Below are 20,373 nucleotides of genomic sequence, written 5' to 3'. Positions count from 1 at the left end.
CGGTCGAGGACAAGCTGCGCGAAGTGTCCGGCATCGCCGCGCCCGGCATGCCGCGCGGTCGGGCGCTGCTCGATGCCGCAGCGAGAGATATAACCATATGGAATAACCATCTCGTTTATAGCGATGAGTGGTGATTATTTCTGGTCATGCCAAGGCCGCGAAGATAGCTCGGTGGCGAAGCCGAGAGCTTTCGCAAATGGGAGGGGACCATGAGAAAATTGCTTCGCACGAGTGGCTCGATTATCGCCGTCCTGGCAGGCATGTCGGCCGCCGCCGCCTTCGCGCAGGATAACGCCAAAGAGGCGCCGGGGCCAGGCGCGTCGCAGGGCGAAATCGTCGTGACGGGTACGCGGCGGAACGATCTCAAGGCGGCCGATTCCGCTCAGCCGATCGACATCATCACCGGTGCCGAACTGCTCGAAAAGGGCACGGCCGACATGAATGATCTCCTGCGCACCGAGGTCCCGTCGCTCAATGTCCAGCGCCTCGTCAGCAACGACGGCGCCGTTTTTACCCGGCCCTTCTCGCTGCGCGGCCTGCCGCCGGACCAGACGCTGGTGCTCGTGAATGGCAAGCGGCGCCATCGCGGCGCGACGGTCCAGTTCACCAATGTTCCCTATATCCGGGGATCGCAGGGACCCGATCTTTCGGCGATCCCGTCGATCGCGATCGGCCAGCTCGAGGTTCTGCGTGACGGCGCGTCGGCGCTCTATGGATCGGATGCGATCGCCGGCGTCCTCAATTTCGGTCTGCGCCGCGACCGCGAAGGCGGATTGCTGATCGCCCGCTATGGCCAATTCTATAAGGGCGACGGCGAGGATTTCCTCGTCCAGGGCAATGTCGGGCTTCCCTTCACCGACGCCGGTTTCGTCAACATCAGCGGCGAATATGTGAACGCCAGCACGACGTCGCGCGGCATTCAGCGTCCCGACGCGCAGGCGCTCATCGATGCCGGCGTTCAGGATGTCCCGGTCCCGGCGCAGCGCTGGGGAAATCCCGAATCCGAGGCGGCGCGCATCTTCGTCAATGCCGGCATCGAACTGTCGGACGAGATGGAATTCTACACCTTCGGCAACTATAGCTGGAGCCGCGGCACGACGGCCTTCTTTTACCGCAACCCCGATGCCAGCTTCATTTCCACCTCGATTCCGCTCACCAATACGCCCGGAGGACAGCGGTTCAGCTTCCGCCAGCTCTTTCCCGGCGGTTTCACCCCGGATTTCGGTGCCACGGTGACCGATGCGGCGCTGGCGGCCGGCCTCAAGGGCGAATTCTCCTCGGGCCTGACCTATGACCTCAGCGCTTCCTATGGTCAGAACCATGCTTCCTACCGGATCGAAAATACGGTCAATCCGTCGCTTGGCCTCGCGTCGCCGACCTCCTTCAAGCCGGGGCAGCTCGAGCAGCGCGAACTCGCTTTCAATCTCGATCTCACTTACCCCATCGCGATCGGCACCTCCGATCCGCTGACGCTTGCAGGCGGTCTCGAGTATCGGCGCGAGACATATGAGATCACGGCCGGCGACATCGCATCATGGCAGGTTGGTCCTTTCGCGTCGGTCATCGATCCCGATACCGGAAACCGCGTCGGACTGCCGGTCGGCTCGAACGGCTTCCCGGGCTTCAGTCCCATCCAGGCGGGCGAGTTCGCGCGCAGCAACTGGGCCGCCTATACGTCGCTCGAAGGCAATCTCACCGACGCGCTCCAGTTCGGCCTTGCCGGCCGCTACGAGAATTACTCGGACTTCGGCTCGAAATTCACCTGGAAGATCAACGGGCGATATGATTTCTCGGACGTCTTCGCGGTGCGCGGATCGGTCAACACCGGCTTTCGGGCGCCGACGCCGGGCCAGTCGAACGCCTCGCAGGTCCAGACCAACATCGACTCGATAACCGGGGCGCCGCTGACCGCAGGCATTATCGCGCCCAACAATCCGGTGGCGCAATTCTTCGGCGCGACGCCGCTTCGGCCCGAGAATTCGTTCAACGTCGCCGGCGGCATCGTGGTGAAGCCCTCCAATCGCATCACCTTCACGCTCGACTATTTCAACATCAAGGTCGAAGACCGGATCGCCGTATCGGGCAATTTCAATCTCACCCCGGCGCAGCGTGCGCAGCTCGCGGCGCTTGGCATTCCCGGTGGGGATTCCTTCCAGCAGGTGAGCTTCTTCACCAATTCCTTCGACAGCCGCACCCAGGGCGTCGATGCGGTGCTCACCGTGGGCTTCGACCTCGGCGACGGCAAGGCCACGCTCGGCCTCAACGGCAACTATACCAAAACCGATGTCATCAAGGCCTCGCCGGTGATCACTGCGGACCGCGAGCGGCTGCTCGAACTCGAGGGCTTCGTTCCGAAGTGGAAGGGCAATGCGTCCTTCACTTATGCGGGCGAGCGCTTCGGCTTCGTCGCGCGCGCGAACTATTATGGCAAATGGACCGACTATGGCGCCGCACCGGCTGCCGACCAGACGGGCGGCGCCGAACTGCTGGTCGATCTCGAGCTGTCCTACAAGGTTAGCGACATGCTCAAGCTCGCGGTCGGCGGCGAGAATATCTTCGACAATTACCCCGACGTCGAGGCGCGGCAATCCCAGATCAACAACGGGATCCGATATCTCCGCTTCGCGCCGACGGGGTTCAACGGGGGCTTCTGGTACGTCCGCGCGACCGCCTCCTTCTGATCGGTGGCCGTGAGGGCCGTGCGGCGTCTTGTGTCTTCAGCTGGCGTCGGAGCCGAACATCGCGTCGCGGTGGGATTCGAGCACCGCGATAAAGGCCGCAGCGACTTGGGACATCGGCCTCAACTTCGGCGTGAAGAGCATATATTCGAAATGGACCTCCGGCGCGAAATCACGGACCGTAAGGCCCCGCTCGGCATAATCCGCTGCGGTCACGGGGTTGAGAATCGAACATCCGACCCCCTGCATGACAAACGCGCAGATGGTCATCGCATATTGGGTTTCGATGACCATCTCGCGGTGGACGCCCGCGTCCTCGAAAATGCGGTCGATGCGGTGACGCACGCCGTCCTCGAGCGCGAGCGAAATGAAGGGCTCGCCCTCGAGATCGGCCGGCCGGATGACGTCCTTGACGGCCAAGCGGTGGCCGGCAGGGAGAACGCAGGCGCCGGGGCAGCGCAGGAAGCGCTCCATCCTTATGCCGGGCAATTCGCGCGCCGGCGTCGCGAGCCCGATGTCGAACTGCTGGTTCGCCATCCATTGCCGCACCGTCGAGGAACTGCGGGTCTGGAGCTGAACGGTGACGCCGGGATGTGTCTCGCGAAAGGCCGCGATCACACGCGGCAGGAAACTGACCGCGAGCGCCGGAAGGGCGGCGATCCGGAGCGTGCCGGTCGCCATGTTGCGGATGTCTTCCGCTACCCGCTTCAGGGCCGCAATGCCCGAGAAGCTCCGCTCGACTTCGTAGAAAAAGGCGTCGGCTTCGGGCGTCACGGTGAGCGCGCTGCCGCGCGAACGCAGGAAGAGCTGAAAGCCCAGCTGATGCTCGAGCTCGGCAAGCATCTTGCTCACCGCGGGTTGCGACAGGTTGAGCGACTGCGCGGCCTGGGTGACCGATCCCGAGAGCATCACGGCCCTGAAGGCTTCGAGGTGACGCAGGTTCATCGGACATCGCTCCCTATAGCTATTTCTTATGGCGCTAGCATTGAAAGCCTCGTTTATGAATAGGTCGCACGCATCGCGCCGCTGGTTACCGGCGCTGCTCGCCGCAGGCGCCCTGTTACTCGGCGGCTGCGGCCGCGAGCCCGCCGGCACCGGTGGGCATGAAATCGCCGCGGCGAAGGGATCGACGCTTGCGCGGATTCGCGCGCGCGGAACGCTCAATTGCGCAATTCATACGGGGCAGCTCGGCATGTCCTATCTCGACAAACGCGGACGCTGGCAGGGCTTCTTCGTCGATTACTGCCGGGCGCTCGCCGCTGCGGTCCTCGGCGATGCCCGCAAGGTCCGGTTCATGCCGGTCGCCTCGAACAAGCGCTTCACGATCGTGCAGACGGGCGAGGCCGACGTCCTGTCGCGGACGACGACATGGACGCTGACGCGCGACACCGACCTCGGGGTGAATTTCGTCGGCACCATGTATTATGACGGGCAGAGCTTCCTGGTGCCCCGGCGATCGGGTGTGCGGCTTCCGACGGATCTCGATGGCGCATCGATCTGCATCACCAAGGGGACGACCTCCGAACTCAACACCGCCGAATATTTCGAGCGCAAGGGGCTGCGTTTCCAGTCCGTCGTGTTCGAGAATCCCGAGGAAGCCAAGCTCGCCTTCTTTGCCGGGCGGTGCGACGCAATGACCACCGATGCCTTCACGCTGACGGTGATCCGCCTGGCCGACACCGCGCATCCCGACGATTATGTGGTGCTGCCCGAGCGGCTCACCAAAGAACCGGTCGGCCCAGTCGTGCGCAGCGACGACGAGCAATGGTACGAGATCAACAAATGGGTGCTGAACGCGCTCTTCGCTGCCGAGGAAATGGGGGTCACCCGCGCGAATGCCGCGCGCATGCGGATGGCCTCGCGCGACCCTGAAGTGCGCAAGATGCTCGGCGGCTTGCCCGGATTCGGCAAGTCGCTCGGCCTTGACGATGACTGGGCGTACCGGGCAATCGAGGCGACCGGCAATTATGGCGAAATCTTCGACCGGCACATTACGCCGCTCGGCGTCGAACGCGGACAGAATAAGCTCTATCGGGACGGCGGGCTGATCTACCCGTTGCCGATGCGATGACTCATAAACACAGGCGGCTTGCCATCGCTGCGTTACCCTGGCTGCTGATCGCGGGCGGGCTTGTGGTCGCCTACGGCCTGTTTGCGACATTGGCGGACAATCTCGCGGACCGAAACATCCGGACGGGGTTCGGTTTCCTGTTCGACCGGGCGGGTTTCGCGATTGGCGAAACGCTGATTGCTTACGCGCCGGGCGATTCCTATGCCGCGGCGCTGGCGGTGGGTCTTCTCAACACGCTCCTGATATCGGCGCTCGGCATCATCTTCTCGACCTTGCTCGGCCTCGCGGTCTGCATGGCGCGCCTGTCGTCCAACTGGCTGCTTGCGAGGCTCTCCGGCCTTTATATCGAGCTGGTTCGCAATATTCCGCTGCTGCTCCAGATGTTCGTCTGGTACGCCGCGCTGCTGTTCGGTCTGCCCGGACCCGGCCCGGGCGCCGTCGGACCGTTCGACCTCGATAATCGGGGATTGCACCTCCCCGCGCTCTCCTTGGCCGATCCGGGACGGCCGGTCTTTCTCATCGCGATCGTCGCCTGTGCGATCCTGCTGGGTGCCGTGCGGCGAGGAGCCGTTCGCACGCGCACTGCGCTGGCCTTCGCCGGCATCTCCCTGGTGCCGCTCTTGCTGTGGGGCGGGATCGATCTGCCGCGGGCGGGGCGCTTCGGAACCGTCGGCGGATTGTCGCTCTCCACGGAGTTTCTGACGCTGGTCGCCAGCCTTTCGGTCTATGCCTCGGCCTATCTGGCCGAGATATTCCGCGGCGCGATCCTCGCCGTTCCCGCAGGGCAGAGCGAGGCCGCCAAAGCGCTCGGCCTGTCGCCCGCGCAAACAATGGGACGGATCGTGATGCCGCAAGCGCTGCGCATCGCCATACCGCCGATGACGAGCTGGCATCTCAACACGATCAAGAACAGCTCCCTGGGGGTCGCGATCGGATATCCCGAATTTGTCTCGGTGGTCGATACCGTCATCAGTCAGACAGGGCAGGCGATCGAGGGCGTCGGCCTGATCGTCGCGACCTTCCTGCTGCTTTCGCTATCCTTGTCGTTCGTCACCGGCCTCTATGCCCGCCAGTTGGGCTGGAGCGTCGCCGGGCAGCCCGGCCGGAGCATCCAGTCGGCGCCCCTCGAACCCTTTCCGCTGCGCTCGGCGACCGCCTGGCCGTCGTGGATACGGCGCAATCTGTTCAGAGGAGGACGCCAGTCGATACTCACCATCGCGATCCTCGCCATGACCGCGGCTTTCGCCGGCAAGGGGCTCTCGTGGCTGCTGTTCGACGCGACCTTCGCCGGGGGCGCGGCCGATTGCCGTTTGGCCAGCGGTGCTTGCTGGCCATTCCTCCGCGAAAATGCGCGGCTGATATTGTTTGGCACCTATCCCGAAGCCGAGCAGTGGCGGTCCGCAGCAGCGGCGGCCGCGCTGCTTTCATGCCTTGCCTTCTCCTTCGTCCCGCGATTCTGGCGCAGCCGCCTCGGGCTTGTCTGGCTCGGCGCAATCGCCGTGGCGGTACTTCTGCTACGAGGAGGATTCGCGGGCCTTTCCTATGTCCCGATGGAGAAGTGGAGCGGCCTGCCGGTCACATTGCTGCTCGCGAGCCTTGCGGTGGTCGGCGCTTTTCCATTGGCTATACTCCTCGCGTTCGGCCGCAGGTCGGCGCGGCGCGGCATTCGCTGGCCGAGCGTCGCCTTCATCGAGCTGGTTCGCGGAACGCCGCTGATCGGAGTGCTCTTCCTCGCTGCGGTCCTGTTCCCGCTGTTCGTGCCCTCCTATCTCTCGATCGACAGCCTGCCGCGCGTCCAGCTCGCGCTCATATTCTTCACTGCCGCCTATATGGCCGAGGTCATCCGGGGCGGCCTGCTGGCGGTTCCCGTCGGGCAAGCCGAGGCCGCGCATGCTCTTGGCCTCACCAAATGGCAGGCGCGGCGCCATATCCTGTTGCCGCAGGCGCTGAAAGTCAGCGTGCCGGGGCTGGTCAACACTTCGATCAGCGAGGTCAAGAACACGACGCTCGTCCTCATCGTCGGCGTCTTCGATTTGTTGCAGACGACCCGCCTCTCCTACGTCGAGGCGCAATGGCGACCCTATTTCGCCGAAGCCTATCTTTTTACCGGGACAATCTTTTTCCTCCTCTGTTTCTCCCTGTCCCGGCTCAGCATGAAGATCGAACGGAAACTAAACTATGCAGGATAATCACGACAGAAAATGGCCCGGGGAGCCGGCAAGCCCGAAAGGGCGCGCCTGGCAGGATCCGACGCGTGCCGTGCACGGCGGTCCCCGTCCGTGCGATCAGCGGGGCCTCATCAATCCGCCCGTCGACCGGGCCTCCACCATTATCTACGACAGCGTCGAGGCCTATATGGACCGGCACCAGGGTCTCTACGATGAGGTCATCTATGGCCTGTACGGAACGCGAACGACCTTTGCGCTCGCCGAGGCTGTCAGCGAACTTGAAGGCGGCTGCGCGACCGTCATCACCTCGTCCGGAACCAGCGCAATCGCGCTAGCCCTCACGGCTTTCGTGGCCGGGGGCGACCATCTGCTCGTCGCGGACTGCGTCTATGGGCCGACCCGCAAGTTTCTGACCGACGTTCTCGCGCGTTTCGGGGTCGAGGTGGAATATTTCCGGCCCGATATCGGAGCGGAGATTGCCGGGCTGTGCCGCAGCAACACCCGGCTCATCTATATGGAGACCCCGGGCTCGCAGACATTCGATATGATCGACGTCCCCGCGATCACGGCGGTTGCGCGCAGCCGGGGCATATTGACCGCTCTCGACAACACCTGGGCCACGCCGCTCTTCTTCAAGCCCTTGGCCCATGGCGTCGACATCTCGCTTGCTTCGGCAACCAAATATCTCTCGGGGCACTCCGACTGTCTGCTCGGCACGATGACGGCGGCCAGCGATGCCGTCTACCGCCAGCTCAAGGACGCGGCGGCGCGCTGGGGCAACTGCGCGAGTCCCGACAATTGCTATCTGGTCCACCGGGGCATCAGGACGCTCGATGCGCGCCTTGAACGCCACCAGCGCACCGCAGCGACGCTGATCGAATGGTTCGCCCAGCAACCCGAAGTGGTTGCGGTCCGCTATCCGGCTCATCCCGCCGACCCCGGCCATGCAATCTGGAAGCGGGATTTCACCGGTGCTTCCGGATTGTTCGGTGTTCAGCTCGATGGCCTGACCCCGCCCGAAACCAGCGCCTTTTTCAACGAATTCTCGCTATTCCAGCTCGGTTCGAGCTGGGGCGGCTTCGAAAGTCTCGCGGTTCCGGCGTGGCCCGCTCCGATCCGCGATTTTCCCAATGGCGAGGCAGATGGGGCGCTGATCCGCATTCACGCCGGCCTCGAAGCGCCGCAGGATCTGATCGCCGACCTCGCCGCAGCCTTCGCGCGGGTACGAGCGCTCCGCGGCCGGGGGCAGGCGTCATGACCGACGCCTCGGGCCACGCGGCCGTCAGCTTGCGGCAGGTCGACAAATATTATGGCGCCTATCATGCCCTCCGCTCGATCGACCTCGAAATCGCCCCGCGCGAGCGGATCGTGATTTGCGGCCCTTCAGGCTCCGGCAAATCGACGCTCATTCGCTGCATGAACAGGCTCGAGGTGCCCGACTCCGGTGCCGTCCTGATCGAGGGAACCAGGATAACCGACGCGTCGCGGGAGGCCGTTGCGGCGCTCCGCGCCGTCGGCATGGTCTTTCAACAGTTCAATCTGTTCCCGCACAAGACGGTGCTGGAGAATTGCACCCTCGCGCCCGTCCTGCTCGGCGGCTTGTCTCTTCCGGAGGCGGAGGCGCGCGCCATATCCTATTTGGACAAGGTGAGGATTGGCGACCAGGCGGGCAAATATCCGGGGCAGCTCTCGGGAGGGCAGCAACAGCGGGCCGCAATAGCTCGCGCTCTGGCGATGGAGCCCCGGATTCTTCTCTTCGACGAGCCGACATCGGCGCTCGATCCCGAGATGATCAAGGAGGTACTCGATGTGATGACGTCCCTTGCCGGCGAAGGACGGACGATGGTGTGCGTGACGCACGAAATGGGATTCGCGCGCGAGGCGGCCGATCGCATGCTTTTCATGGATCAGGGCCAGATCATCGAAGACGCAAGGCCGGCAGATTTTTTCGCCGCGCCGAAAAGCGAGCGCGCACGGACCTTTCTCGAACAGATACTTTCGCATTGAGCGGCTCAAGTCGGTCGCGCCCCCAAGCTGTGCCGACCCACTTAATCATGTCATTTCATAAGCAAGCCGAGGGAGGGGCCCGCCGGCTCCTTGCGCGAAAAGGCTCAGGCCGGAAAAAATTTCAAAATTGATGAGGGGTAGAGCTTTGGGGTGCGTATCTAGTAAGTATCGTGCGCCCGGAATTTACTTCATAACCAATTGATATGATTCAATAAATTCTTATTGACCTGTATATACATTTGATGCTCTCTGAGGGGAATCAGCCAACCATCAGGGGGTTTCGCTATGATGACCAGGACAATTTTGCTCGCCAGCGCCGCAGCGGTCGCGACCTTTGCAACGCCAGCGCTCGCGCAGAGCGATGCTGCGACGCAGTCACCCGCCGCGGAGGATGCTCCGAACGGATCGGACATCGTCGTGACCGGCTCGCGCATTCGTCGCCAGGATCTCGCGGGCGTCGGCCCCGCGACCGTCGTGTCGGCCGAGCAGATCGAGAACACCGGCGTCGTCAATATCGAGACGGTGCTGCAGCGCCTTCCCGCCAACGCCGGCTTCGCAGGCAACCAGACCTCCGCCTATTGGGCGAACAATGGATATGGCACGGCGCAGGTGAACCTGCGCGGTCTCGGCATCAAGCGCACGCTTGTTCTGCTCAACGGCCGCCGCCTCGTCGCGGGCGGCACCGGCGCCAATTCGTCGCCCGACCTCAACATGATCCCGGTGGTGGCGCTCGCGCGCACCGATGTGCTCAAGGACGGCGCTTCGGCGATCTATGGCGCCGACGCGATGGCGGGGGTCGTCAACCTCGTGACGCGCACTGACTATGAAGGGCTCGGGGTCAGCCTGCGCCAGGGAATCACCGAAAAGGGCGACGGTTCGGATTTCACCGCCGACCTGATCTGGGGGATCCGCAACGACCGCGGCGGCGTGATGGCGGCGGTGACTTACCAGAAGACCCGCGCGGTCAATATGGCAACGCGCGCGCCTTGCTCGCTTGCCGAAACCACGCCCGGCATGCTGAGCTGCGTGAACAGCGCCTCGACGATCGGCGGCCGCGCGGTGCTGCCGAACGGCCAGCAGATCAACTTCAATCAGGTGCTGGGCGGTAACGGCAACTTCTTCGAGCCGTACAGCGCTGCCAAGCACAACTTCAACTCGAACCCGTTCCTCAACGCGGTGAGCCCGGTCGAGCGCGTGAGCACGGCGTTTTTCGCCGACTATGACATCACTGACAATATCGAGGCGTTCGGCGAATTCCTTTACACCTTCCGCAAGTCGAATCAGATCGCGACGCCCGGAACGCTGCGCAACCTCTCGATCGCGGCGAGCAATCCCACCAATCCGACGGGGCAGAATATCGTCCTCATCCAGCGCCGCCTCGCCGAGCCCGGCCCGCGCCAATTCTTCCAGGAAACCGATACCTGGCAGGGTACGTTTGGCCTCCGCGGCAAGCTCTCGAACGATTGGGGATGGGAAATCGCGGGCGCCTTCGGCCGCAACACCGCGGTCGATGGTTCGACCAACATCGCCAATCTCGAGCGAGTGGCGAATTCCCTCGATACGACCAAGTGCAGTCTTGCTGCCGGTGCCACGATCCCCTGCGCCGACTATCTCGGGTTCGGCGACCTGACCCCGGAGGTTCTCGACTATATCCTGTTCACGTCGCGCGACCGCGGCGGCAACGAGCTTGCGACGGTCACCGCCGATATCAACGGCGATCTCTTCAAGCTGCCCGCAGGCCCCGTCTCCTTCGCGGCGGGTGTCGTCTATCGCAAGGAAAAGGGTTGGCGCGATCCCGATCCGCTGACGGTGCTCGGTATTGCCAACACCAACCAGCAGGATCCGATCTCCGGAACGAGCACGGCGAAGGAAGCCTATCTCGAACTGTCGGTGCCCGTTCTGGCCGACACACCCTTCTTCCAGTCGCTTACCCTCGACGGCGCGGTTCGCTACTCGAACTACGACCTGTTCGGCAGCGACTGGAACTACAAGGGGAGCGTCGACTGGGTCATCAATGACAGCTTCCGCCTGCGCGGCACCTACGGCACCGGCTTTCGCATTCCGAACGTCCCCGAATTGTTCGGCGGCGTCTCCGAGGGCAATCTGACGACCACCGACCCCTGCTCGCGCTATTCGACCAGCGGCAATGCGACACTGATCGCCAATTGTCAGGCGTCGGGCGTGCCGGCCAATTATGTTCAGCTCGGTACAACGATCCTGACAACGGTCGGCGGCAACGAGAATCTGAAACCCGAAAGCTCGACGACCTGGACCGTCGGGACGGTGATTTCACCGAAGGGACTGGTTCCGGGACTCTCGCTCACTGCCGACTGGTTCGACATCAAGATCAAGGATGCGATCCGTGCTATTCCGGGCTCGACAAAGCTCAGCATTTGTTATGCGAGCCAGAATCTTTCGCATCCCTTCTGCGAAGATTTTACCCGCAGCCCGTTGACCGGCGAGGTTACCTTCCTCTCCGCGCAACCGATCAACACGGGCCGCGAAGAAATGAACGGCCTCGATCTGGGTCTCGTTTACAACAATGACATCGGCAGCGTGAACGTCTCGCTCGACGTCAACGTGACCTATCTCAACAAATATGTGGTCCTGCCTTTCCCCGGCGGCGCGCCGATCGACTTCGACGGCTTTATCGGCGGCGGCAATGGCGGCTATCCGAAATGGCGCGGCTATGGCGTGCTGACCGCTGAAAAGGACGGGGTCAGCGCGACCTGGTCGACCCAGTGGATCGGCAAGGCGACCGACTTCAATGCGGCCCCCGGCGACATCGGCTACAGCACGCCGAATGTCTTCTACCACAATCTCCAGGTCGCTTTCGAAATCGACGAGAAGACCCGGTTCCAGGTCGGTGTCGACAATCTTTTCGATCGCAAGGCGCCCTATATCCAGAGCTTCACCGATGCGAACACCGACACGATGACCTATGACCTGCTCGGACGGCGTTTCTACGTCGGCTTCCGCACCGCGTTCTGAGGGTAATCGATATGGCGATCCGTTGGCCGCTGCTCGTCCGGCGAACGCATAAATGGCTGGCCTTGGTGGTCGGCGTCCAGGCGCTGCTCTGGACGCTGACCGGCTTCTACATGGTGGTCGTGCATATCGACACCATCCATGGCGACCATCTCGTGCGCGCGCCGATGGTTCAGCCCTTCGACCTCGCGGGCCTCGCGCCGCCGTCGCGGATCGTTGCGGCCGCGCCCGGTGCGTCCGAGGTTCGCTTGCAGCGGTTCTTCGATCGCCCCGTCTGGCGCGCTGAAACTCCCGAAGGGGCGCGGCTGTTCGATGCCCGCTCGGGTGCGCCGCTGCCTGCGCTTACCGAGTCCCAGGTCCGCGAGCAGGCGCGGCGCATCTACACCGGCGACGGCAAGATCGTGTCGGTGCGGCTGTTGACCGAAGCGCCACAGGAAATGCAGTCGCGCAAGCCGCCCTATTGGCAGGTCGAGTTCGAGGGCTGGAACCGCCCGACGCTCTATCTGTCGCCGACGACCGGTGAGCTTATCTCGCGCCGCCACGCATTGTGGCGCGTGTTCGACTTCGCGTGGATGCTCCACATCATGGACTATGATGAGCGGACCGACGTCAACAACCCGTTGCTCCGCGTCGCGACCTGGAGCGTCTTCGCGATGGCGATCAGCGGGGCGTGGTTGCTGATCTGGTCCTTCAAACGCCGCAAGAGGAAGCAGGCATGAAACGCATCCGACTGACGCCGCTCTTCTTCCGGCGCATCCACAAATGGGTCGGGCTGATCCTGGGTCTCCAGTTCCTGCTCTGGGCGCTCAGCGGATCGGTGATGGCGCTGCTCGACAAGGATAAGGTCGGCGGGCACGGCGGCGGGATGTCGCATGCGCATCCACTGCCACCGGGGGAATATTTCGACGTGGCGGCCCTGCCGCGCGGCGAACCTGTCACGGGCGTGATCCTTCGCGATCTCGGAACCCGGCCGGTCTATGAAGTGCGCTCCGCAAAAGGCGTCCGTCTCGTCGACGCGACAAGCGGCGAGCACATCCGGGTCGACGAGGCCATGGCGCGCGAAGTCGCCTCCATGATGAACGAGGCGCCGATCCGAGAGGTGAGCGTAATCGCCAAGCCGAACCTCGAATCGCGCGATCATGAGGGGGCGATGTGGCGCGTCGATTTCGCGGACGACGAGAACAGCAGCGCCTATGTCTCGCTCGACACCGCGCGCTTCCTCGTCATGCGCGGCGACACCTGGCGGACGTGGGACTTCTTCTGGATGCTCCACAACATGGATTACATCAACCGGAAGAGCTTCAACCACCCGCTCATCATTTTCGTCGCCTTTGGCGCGCTCTGGCTCTCGGGCACCGGCTTCTATCTGCTGTTCAAGAGCTTCAGCCGCGCCGATTTCCGCTGGCTGCGCCGGCGCCGCAAACCGGTGGTCGTCACGCGCACCAGCTGAGCGGCGTCAATCGTCGATCGAGAAGGCCGCCGACAGCTCGAATCGCGATCCGGGATGCGTCAGCCAGGCATGGCTGACGAGGCGCGAATGGCTCCACGTCCGCCGCGTCATCCGCAACACGGGTTCGCCGTCCGAGAGCCCCAGCATGCTGTGGGTGTGCGCGTCGGGCATCTCGGCGCGAACCCGATGTTCGACGCGCTCGAGCGGCGCCGTCCGCGTCAGATATTCGTTCGGCGTCATCTGGGTGAAGTCGATCTTCCCATAATCGGGAGCCGCCGACGCGAGCACGAAACGCTCCTCGAGCTGGATCGGGAACTCGGCTTCGTGATGAACGATGATCGAGTGGAAAAGCCTCGTGCCGACCGGAACCTCCAGTAGCGCCGCAAGGTCCGCATTGGCGCGTATCTCGTCATTCTGCACGACGCGGGCCCGATAGATGTGACCGCGCTCGCGGATCTCTTCGGCGATATTGCGAATTTCGATCATCTGGCCGATCGGCTTGGGCTCGGCGATGAACGATCCGCTACCCGCGCGGCGTACAAGAACGCCTGCCGCCTGTAGTTCGCGAAGCGCCCGATTGGCGGTCATCCGTGACACGTCGAATTGTTGGACTAGCTCTGCTTCCGATGGAACCCGGTCGCCCGGCTTAAGAAGTCCGTCGCGAACGGCATCGCAAATGCTCTGCTTGATGGCGGCATAGCGAGGCGGAGACTTGTCATTTTCGTCATCGGAGTTGCCGGGCCGGGCGGCCGCAGATCCATTCGAGAGTTTTGATCCGCGTCCGGGGGTGCGAGTGGTAACATCCATAACCCGTCTATACAGGTTGCTGCTCGCAGAAGCCAAGCATGCTGTTTGCGACCTGCGCCGGTTTCAGAAGCTGATGGTGGCATTGAAGGAATTATACAGCGTGTTGCCCCCGGCCGGTGCATTGGGCGCGTTTCGGAGAAACCGGCCCTTGCCGAGAAACAGGCCGCTCCATTCGAGGCGGAGGCGCTTCGGTACGAGCCAGTAGCGCAGGCGCGCTTCGACCTGGTGTCCCGCGAAGCGGCCGGAGGCGCCGGATGGATCGCGAACGCCGGTCGTCGAAAAACTGTCGAACCGCGAGGCCAGCCAGAGCGGCCGGTAGGCCGCAAAGGCATCGAGGCGCCTTGACGGTATTGTTTCGATACGGATCGCCGGGGACAGAAGATTGGCCCGTCCGACCGCATTATAGAGGCCCGCTGGCGCGAGTTCCGCGCGGCGCATGCCGAACAAGGTATCGAAGCGGCCGAAATCGCCTCCCCGGCCGTCGCCGCTCGCATAGTCGAATTCGAGCGATAGGCGCGGCGACCAAGGGTGGCGGAAGCTGTAACCCGCCTCGAGATGCGTGAACCACGCCGACACATCGGACTTGGCTGCCGAGGGAGCGAGGCTGCTGCTGATCGTACCGAACTGGTAGAAAGTCTCGCTCTCATAATCGAACCGGCCCGGCGCGGGATCGCGATAGGCGCGCAGTCCGATCGTTTCGAGCGAACGGTCGCGCGTCGGCCGCTGCGGCGCGTCGCGCTCGCCGAGATGGAAGTAGGAAATCTCGACCGAGCCGCGCGACCCGCCGAGCTTCTTCGTCGCGAGGCCGCCCCAGAGTTGCAGGTCAAAGCTCTCCTTGTCGAACTTGACCCGGTTGGCGTCGAGCGACGCGCGGTCGTCGGGCAGCCGCACCTGCGGAAGCGTATAGATAAAGGTCGCCGCGACACCTCCGCGCAGCGCCAGGTCGGCGCGGAGACCCGTATAGCCGCTGGTCGTATTGCGATAATCGTCCGCGGCCACCAGCCGCCGCGATCCCAGGTTCAGCGTGAAGCGGCCGGCCTGGAGATCGAGCTTCGTGCCTGCACCGAAGGCATCGCGCGCCTCATAGCCGACATAGGCCTGGACCAGTTCGAACGCGTTGACTTCGCCCGTCGTCACCGGGGTTCCCGCCTCGCTCCCATAGACGCGGCTGTCGTAGAGTTCGGCGCCCAAGCGAAATCCGTCGCTGCGATATTCGCCGCCGACGATCGTGCGGACATTGAGCAGGTCGTCCTTCTCGTCGAATCCCGTCCGCGCCTGTCCTTGGATCATTTCATAGCGCAGGCGCATGCTGCCCGTGATGGTCAGGCCATCTTCGGCGAGAGCGGGTGCGGGCAGGGCGAGTAAAGTCGCGGCAAGATACAGCCTCAAGCAAACCTCCTGATCCCCGAAATCGAGGACGAACAGGCAACGCTTGAGCGCCGGGACGCTTTACCGGGAGGTTGCGCGGCCCCGGTAATCCGCCTCTAGATCGGAGGCGCCCCTGGTGCAAGATCGCTTCGGTGCCGACCTGGGCTGGACGTGGTCCCGGGCTCAGGCTCCCGGCAGCCCCGCCAATCGCGCCGGCGTCACGACGGGTTCGGCGCGGTCCTTGCGTTCCGAATAGCGGTCGACAAGCTGCGTGGCATGGCCGCGCGTCAGCACGGTGAAGCACACAAGTTCCTCCGCAACGTCGACGATCCGGTCGTAATAGCTCGACGGGAGCATCCGGCCCGCCTCGTCGAACTCGGCATAAGCCTTGGCGACGCTCGACTGGTTGGGGATGGTGATCATCCGCATCCAGCGGCCGAGGATGCGGAGCGTATTGACGCTGTTGAACGATTGCGACCCCGCCGACACCTGCATCACCGCGAGGGTGCGGCCCTGTGTCGGGCGTAGCCCTTTGTATGCGAGCGGCAGGTGATCGACCTGCGCCTTCATGATGCCGGTGATCTGGCCATGCCGTTCGGGGCTGCACCAGACCTGGCCCTCGGACCAGAGCGAATGCTGGCGCAGTTCCTCGACGGCCGGGTGGTCGTCGTCGGCGATCAAATCGGGCAGCGGCAGGTCCGACGGATCGAAGATGCGCGTCTCGCAGCCGAAGAGCTGGAGCAGGCGCGCGGTCTCTTCGACGACGAGCCGCGAATAGGAGCGTTCGCGCAAGCTGCCGTAGAGCAGCAGGATGCGCGGCGCTGGGTCGAGCGGGCCGAGGCCGAGCGCGGGCTGCGAGCGGATATATTCCGCGCTGAGCGCCGGAAGATGGGTGGGATCGGCGAGCGCGCGCAGGCGCGAAAAGGTGGGGGAAGCCATGACAATCAGTCTTTCGCGGGGGTGGATGCCGGGAACCAGCGGCGTCCGAACCAGAAGGCGACGCTCACCAGCAGGATGAGCACGGGAACTTCGACGAGCGGGCCGATGACGGCGGCGAAGGCGACCGGCGAGGCGAGCCCGAAGGCGGCAATCGCAACCGCGATCGCAAGCTCGAAATTATTTCCGGCGGCGGTGAAGGCGACCGCGGTCGTGCGCGGATAATCGGCCTCGATCAGCTTGCCCATCCAGAAGCTGATGACGAACTGCACGACGAAATAGATGGTCAGCGGGACGGCGATGCGCACGACGTCGCCGGGAATGGTGACGATCTCACCGCCCTTGAGGCTGAACATTGCGACGATCGTGAAGAGCAGCGCGACAAGCGTGATCGGCGCGATGCGCGGGAGGAAGCGCGTCTCATACCATTCGTTGCCCTTGGCGTCTGCGAGCCACTTGCGAGTGAGATAGCCCGCCGCAAAGGGAACGCCGAGATAAATGAGGACGGCTTCGGCGACGGTCCAGAAGCTTACGTCGATAACGCTGCCTTCGAGACCGAACAGCGGCGGCAATATCGTCAGGAAGAACCAGGCATAGATGCTGAAGAACAGGATCTGGAAGATCGAGTTGAACGCCACCAGTGCCGCGACATATTGATTGTCGCCCTTCGCGAGCTGGTTCCAGACGATCACCATCGCGATGCAGCGCGCGAGGCCGATCAGGATCAGCCCGGTCATATATTCGGGCTTGTCTGACAGGAAGATCACCGCGAGCGCGAACATCAGCACGGGACCGATGATCCAGTTCTGGATGAGCGAGATGGCGAGCACCCTTTTGTCCTCGAACACGCGCGGCAATTCCTCGTAGCGGACGCGCGCGAGCGGCGGATACATCATCAGGATAAGGCCGATCGCGATCGGGATGTTGGTCGAGCCCCACGAGAGGGCATCGATCGCGGCGGGCAGGCCGGTGAACACCGAACCGAGCAACACGCCGAGCGCCATCGCGAGGAAGATCCAGAGGGTGAGATAGCGATCGAGGAACGACAGCCGTTCCCGCTTGGGTTCTGTCATCGGCTTGGCTCAGGCGCCGACGCGGTTGCCAGCGGCGTCGATTACCTGTTCGCCGTCTTCCTTGGCGAAGGCGCCGCGTTGCCCCGCAGGGATGAGGTCGAGTACCGTTTCGGAGGGACGGCAGAGCTTCACGCCGAGCGGCGAGACCACCAACGGGCGGTTGATCAGGGCGGGATGCGCCATCATCGCGTCGATCAGCGCTTCGTCGCCAAGGGCCATGTCTCCGAGCCCCAGCTCCGCATAGGGCGTGCCTTTCTCTCGCAGGAGTTCGCGAGCCGTGATGCCGGCGCGGACGATCAACTGTTCGAGCAGCGCACGCGACGGCGGCGTCTTCAGATACTCGACGACATGCGGTTCGATCCCGGCATTGCGAATCATCGCGAGGGTGTTGCGGGAGGTCCCGCAGGCGGGGTTATGGTAGATGACGATGTCGGTCATAGCGCGCGTTCCTTCAGCAGCAGGCGAGTTCTGCGAGCAGCGGCTCGCACAGCTCCGCCCGGCCTTGGCAGCAGTCCTTCGCCAGGAAGAGCATCAGGCCGCGAAGCGCGTCGATATCCGCGCGCTGGATAATTTGACGCCCGCGCTTCTCGGATATCACGAGGCCGGCTTTGGCGAGCACCGCGAGATGGGTGGAGAAGGTACTCTGGGTGAGTCCCGACGCTTCGACAAGTTGACCCGTCGACAGGCCGTCGGGCTCATGTTTGACGAGCAGGCGAAAGGCATCGAGGCGTGTCGGGTGTCCCAGCGCGGCGAGAATGGACAAGGCGGAATCGGTTTGCATGCATCGGAATTATCCGATGGAATCGCATCCGTCAATTCCAATCGGGAATATCCGATTAGTTGGTCCGCTTGCGCGATCGGGCTATAGCCTCGTCATGGGTCGCGAACAGCAGAGCGAGATCGCCTTTCGGATCGTCATCGAACAGCCGGTGCCTGGCGTGCTTCACAGCTTGCAAGGCAAGGACGACGGGCCGCTCGATCCCAAAGCGTCCCGCATGGGTGAAGCCTTGGCCTTCGATTTCTCCGTGCGCGTCGGCCCGGGTCCCAAATTCTTCGGCGACCAGGTGCGGCGCGAGGGGCCGGAGCGCCGGTTCGTCTATATTCGTGTCGGGCAAATGGTGGGTGACGCGGCTTCGCCTTGGTCGCGGCGGATGAAGATCGACATACATGATATCGATCAGGAGCTGCTCGACGCGGCCGCGAAGGATATGCGGCCCATCGAGATTGCGATCATTGGCACGGGTAAGGATGGCACGCCCGCGTGCGCGACGGTGCGTCCGACGATGCGGCGCATCGCCTAGCAGAGCTCGTATCCTGTTCCGTCCCGTCAAGCGGCGTGTCGCATGGTCCCGAGCTTGGCCGCGCCGCTCGCCAGCAGCCGCTCGATTTCGTCCGAGGTCCGCCGGACAGCGAGTTTCAGCGCTTCATCGATGTGGACATAATCCTGGGTCACATTCTGCGAAGCATGTCCGAGCATTGCACGGATCGTGAGTTCCGAGAATCCCAAATCTCCCGCGACGCTTCCGAAGGTGTGGCGAAGCGTATGGGGCGTCACACCCTCTATACCTGCCAAAACGCACACGCGCCGGAGGCACTCGCTAACCGCCGTGAAGGGACCGTCGCCGATGGTCGAGGGAAACAGGTGCGGATTGCCCGCAATCTCTGCCTGGTCTTGCAGAACCCGCACCGCGGCCGGACCGATCGCTCGAATCTGTGCGCCGCCCTTCGTGTCGGGAAAAGCAACATAGCCGGCATCGGGATGAAGCCAGCTGCGGCGCATCGCTTGCCCTTCTTCCCGGCGATAGCCCGTCAGCAGCAAGGTGCGCAGGACGCCGAGAGCGACCGGATTCTCGCCGCTCGCCTCGGCATGAGCGATGGCCTTCCCCATCATCTCGATTTCAGCGACGCTGAGGCGCCGCGTCTTCTTTTTGCTCGCGAGCTTCTTGGCCCCGAGGGTCGGGTGCACTTCGAGCAGACCCTTGTGCTTCGCGTGACCGATGATCGCCTGAAGCGTGCCGAGGCAGCGGCCCGCCACGCCGGGCCCGCCCGTTGCCATGCCGCCTCGCCCTCCCGTTCGGGGTTTGGCCGTCTTCCCGTTCTTTACGTCGGATTGCATCTGCTCGACGTCGGCGATCCGGAGATGCTTCACGATGCGATTGCCAAGCAGGGGTACGATGTGGGTTCGAACCCGGCTCTCGTCCATATCGAGCGACGACGTTTTGATGGGAAGATTCTTGCGGCCTAGGATATTCCCGGCGCGAGCTTCCTCCAAATACCAGTCGCACATCTCCGCTACGGTCATTCCCTTGCGGACCTGCCTGACCTTGTCGGCGGGATCCTCGCCGACGATGACCTCGGCCAACTTGAGCTTTGCAAGATCGCGGGCCGTATCGACCGTCAGCACGCCGAACCGGCCGAGGTTCATCCGGCGTTTGATACCCTCGGCATTGCGATATTGAACGACGAAAGTCTTGAGCCCCGAAGGGAGCACCCTCAGGCCGAAGCCCTTCACTTCGCTATCCCAATAGATGAGCTGCTTGCTGTCTGGCACGGCAAGCGCGTCGATCGCCCGTTTGGTCAGCTTGCCCGTCGGCATCATGTCTCTCCTGCTGGAGACAAAACCAAAACCGAGCGGCTTTGTCTCCAAATTGTCTCCTGCAACCGTCAAACTGGAGACAAAATTAGGATACGAGAGGGCAGAAAGAAAATCAAGAAATATAGGAAATATAGGGTTTTAGGATAGCATAGGAAGCTCTAGGAAAGCCCGAAGGTCAAGTTGCCAAGGTTGGGGTCGAGGGTTCGAATCCCTTCGCCCGCTCCAGTTTTC

17 protein-coding genes are annotated in these 20,373 nt (G+C 63.3%); 9 read left to right on the top strand and 8 right to left on the bottom strand.

Going from position 1 to position 20,373, the window contains the following annotated elements; translation table 11 throughout:
* The first annotated feature begins 209 nt into the window (after positions 1–209).
* Positions 210–2,681 (top strand): TonB-dependent receptor plug domain-containing protein, encoded by a 2,472-nt coding sequence (locus HUW43_RS01095; RefSeq protein WP_003046379.1) that lies wholly within the window; start codon positions 210–212, stop codon positions 2,679–2,681.
* A 36-nt stretch (positions 2,682–2,717) separates the two neighbouring features.
* Here HUW43_RS01095 and HUW43_RS01090 read toward each other — a convergent pair whose 3' ends face one another.
* Positions 2,718–3,623, bottom strand: a complete 906-nt coding sequence (locus HUW43_RS01090; protein WP_188235725.1) for a LysR substrate-binding domain-containing protein — start codon at positions 3,621–3,623, stop codon at positions 2,718–2,720.
* A 55-nt stretch (positions 3,624–3,678) separates the two neighbouring features.
* Here HUW43_RS01090 and HUW43_RS01085 point away from each other — a divergent pair, with 55 nt between their 5' ends.
* The 7 genes from HUW43_RS01085 (at position 3,679) to HUW43_RS01055 (ending at position 13,362) form a co-directional block, all read left to right on the top strand.
* Positions 3,679–4,749: an amino acid ABC transporter substrate-binding protein gene (locus HUW43_RS01085; RefSeq protein ID WP_003046368.1), complete on the top strand. Its 1,071-nt coding sequence runs from the start codon at positions 3,679–3,681 to the stop codon at positions 4,747–4,749.
* Positions 4,746–6,938 (top strand): ABC transporter permease subunit, encoded by a 2,193-nt coding sequence (locus HUW43_RS01080; RefSeq protein WP_223181174.1) that lies wholly within the window; start codon positions 4,746–4,748, stop codon positions 6,936–6,938. Before HUW43_RS01085 ends, HUW43_RS01080 begins: the two co-directional genes overlap by 4 nt.
* A 70-nt stretch (positions 6,939–7,008) precedes the next feature.
* The gene (gene metC, locus HUW43_RS01075) at positions 7,009–8,175 is read left to right on the top strand and encodes a cystathionine beta-lyase (RefSeq protein ID WP_232003384.1); all 1,167 of its coding nucleotides are present in this window, start codon (positions 7,009–7,011) and stop codon (positions 8,173–8,175) included.
* Entirely contained in the window at positions 8,172–8,924 is a 753-nt protein-coding gene (locus tag HUW43_RS01070) for an amino acid ABC transporter ATP-binding protein (RefSeq protein ID WP_039578994.1), read from the top strand. Before metC ends, HUW43_RS01070 begins: the two co-directional genes overlap by 4 nt.
* A 285-nt stretch (positions 8,925–9,209) precedes the next feature.
* On the top strand, positions 9,210–11,915 hold the full coding sequence (locus HUW43_RS01065) for a TonB-dependent receptor domain-containing protein (RefSeq protein WP_188235724.1): 2,706 nt from the start codon (positions 9,210–9,212) through the stop codon (positions 11,913–11,915).
* A gap of 11 nt (positions 11,916–11,926) precedes the next feature.
* Complete coding sequence (locus HUW43_RS01060) at positions 11,927–12,631, top strand: PepSY domain-containing protein (RefSeq protein WP_011542692.1); 705 nt, start codon at positions 11,927–11,929, stop codon at positions 12,629–12,631.
* Positions 12,628–13,362 carry a PepSY domain-containing protein gene (locus tag HUW43_RS01055; protein WP_011542691.1) on the top strand — a complete coding sequence of 245 codons (735 nt, stop codon included), beginning with the start codon at positions 12,628–12,630 and terminating at the stop codon, positions 13,360–13,362. Before HUW43_RS01060 ends, HUW43_RS01055 begins: the two co-directional genes overlap by 4 nt.
* A gap of 6 nt (positions 13,363–13,368) precedes the next feature.
* Here the strand turns inward: HUW43_RS01055 and hutC are convergent, their stop codons facing one another.
* The 6 genes from hutC to HUW43_RS01025 all read right to left on the bottom strand — a co-directional run bounded on the left by hutC (position 13,369) and on the right by HUW43_RS01025 (position 18,327).
* The gene (gene hutC / locus HUW43_RS01050) at positions 13,369–14,169 is read right to left on the bottom strand and encodes a histidine utilization repressor (RefSeq protein ID WP_011542690.1); all 801 of its coding nucleotides are present in this window, start codon (positions 14,167–14,169) and stop codon (positions 13,369–13,371) included.
* A gap of 63 nt (positions 14,170–14,232) precedes the next feature.
* The gene (locus tag HUW43_RS01045) at positions 14,233–15,558 is read right to left on the bottom strand and encodes an alginate export family protein (protein ID WP_011542689.1); all 1,326 of its coding nucleotides are present in this window, start codon (positions 15,556–15,558) and stop codon (positions 14,233–14,235) included.
* Positions 15,559–15,720: 162 nt separating this feature from the next.
* Complete coding sequence (gene arsH, locus HUW43_RS01040; protein ID WP_011542688.1) at positions 15,721–16,476, bottom strand: arsenical resistance protein ArsH; 756 nt, start codon at positions 16,474–16,476, stop codon at positions 15,721–15,723.
* Positions 16,477–16,481: 5 nt separating this feature from the next.
* Positions 16,482–17,546: an ACR3 family arsenite efflux transporter gene (arsB, locus tag HUW43_RS01035; protein WP_011542687.1), complete on the bottom strand. Its 1,065-nt coding sequence runs from the start codon at positions 17,544–17,546 to the stop codon at positions 16,482–16,484.
* A 9-nt stretch (positions 17,547–17,555) separates the two neighbouring features.
* Positions 17,556–17,984 carry an arsenate reductase (glutaredoxin) gene (arsC, locus tag HUW43_RS01030; RefSeq protein WP_011542686.1) on the bottom strand — a complete coding sequence of 143 codons (429 nt, stop codon included), beginning with the start codon at positions 17,982–17,984 and terminating at the stop codon, positions 17,556–17,558.
* A gap of 13 nt (positions 17,985–17,997) precedes the next feature.
* The gene (locus HUW43_RS01025; RefSeq protein ID WP_011542685.1) at positions 17,998–18,327 is read right to left on the bottom strand and encodes an ArsR/SmtB family transcription factor; all 330 of its coding nucleotides are present in this window, start codon (positions 18,325–18,327) and stop codon (positions 17,998–18,000) included.
* Between HUW43_RS01025 and HUW43_RS01020 the strand changes: the two genes are divergently transcribed.
* Positions 18,302–18,847, top strand: coding sequence for a DUF5990 family protein (locus tag HUW43_RS01020; protein WP_223181172.1), 546 nt, complete (start codon positions 18,302–18,304; stop codon positions 18,845–18,847). The two genes, HUW43_RS01025 and HUW43_RS01020, sit on opposite strands and share 26 nt — an antisense overlap.
* Before the next feature lie 26 nt (positions 18,848–18,873).
* Here HUW43_RS01020 and HUW43_RS01015 read toward each other — a convergent pair whose 3' ends face one another.
* Positions 18,874–20,142 carry a tyrosine-type recombinase/integrase gene (locus HUW43_RS01015; protein ID WP_120222408.1) on the bottom strand — a complete coding sequence of 423 codons (1,269 nt, stop codon included), beginning with the start codon at positions 20,140–20,142 and terminating at the stop codon, positions 18,874–18,876.
* Positions 20,143–20,373: the final 231 nt, after the last annotated feature.

Origin of the sequence: Sphingopyxis sp. LK2115, from assembly GCF_014595975.1 — a bacterium.
Classification (GTDB): domain Bacteria; phylum Pseudomonadota; class Alphaproteobacteria; order Sphingomonadales; family Sphingomonadaceae; genus Sphingopyxis.
This window is presented reverse-complemented; position numbering and strand designations above follow the sequence as displayed.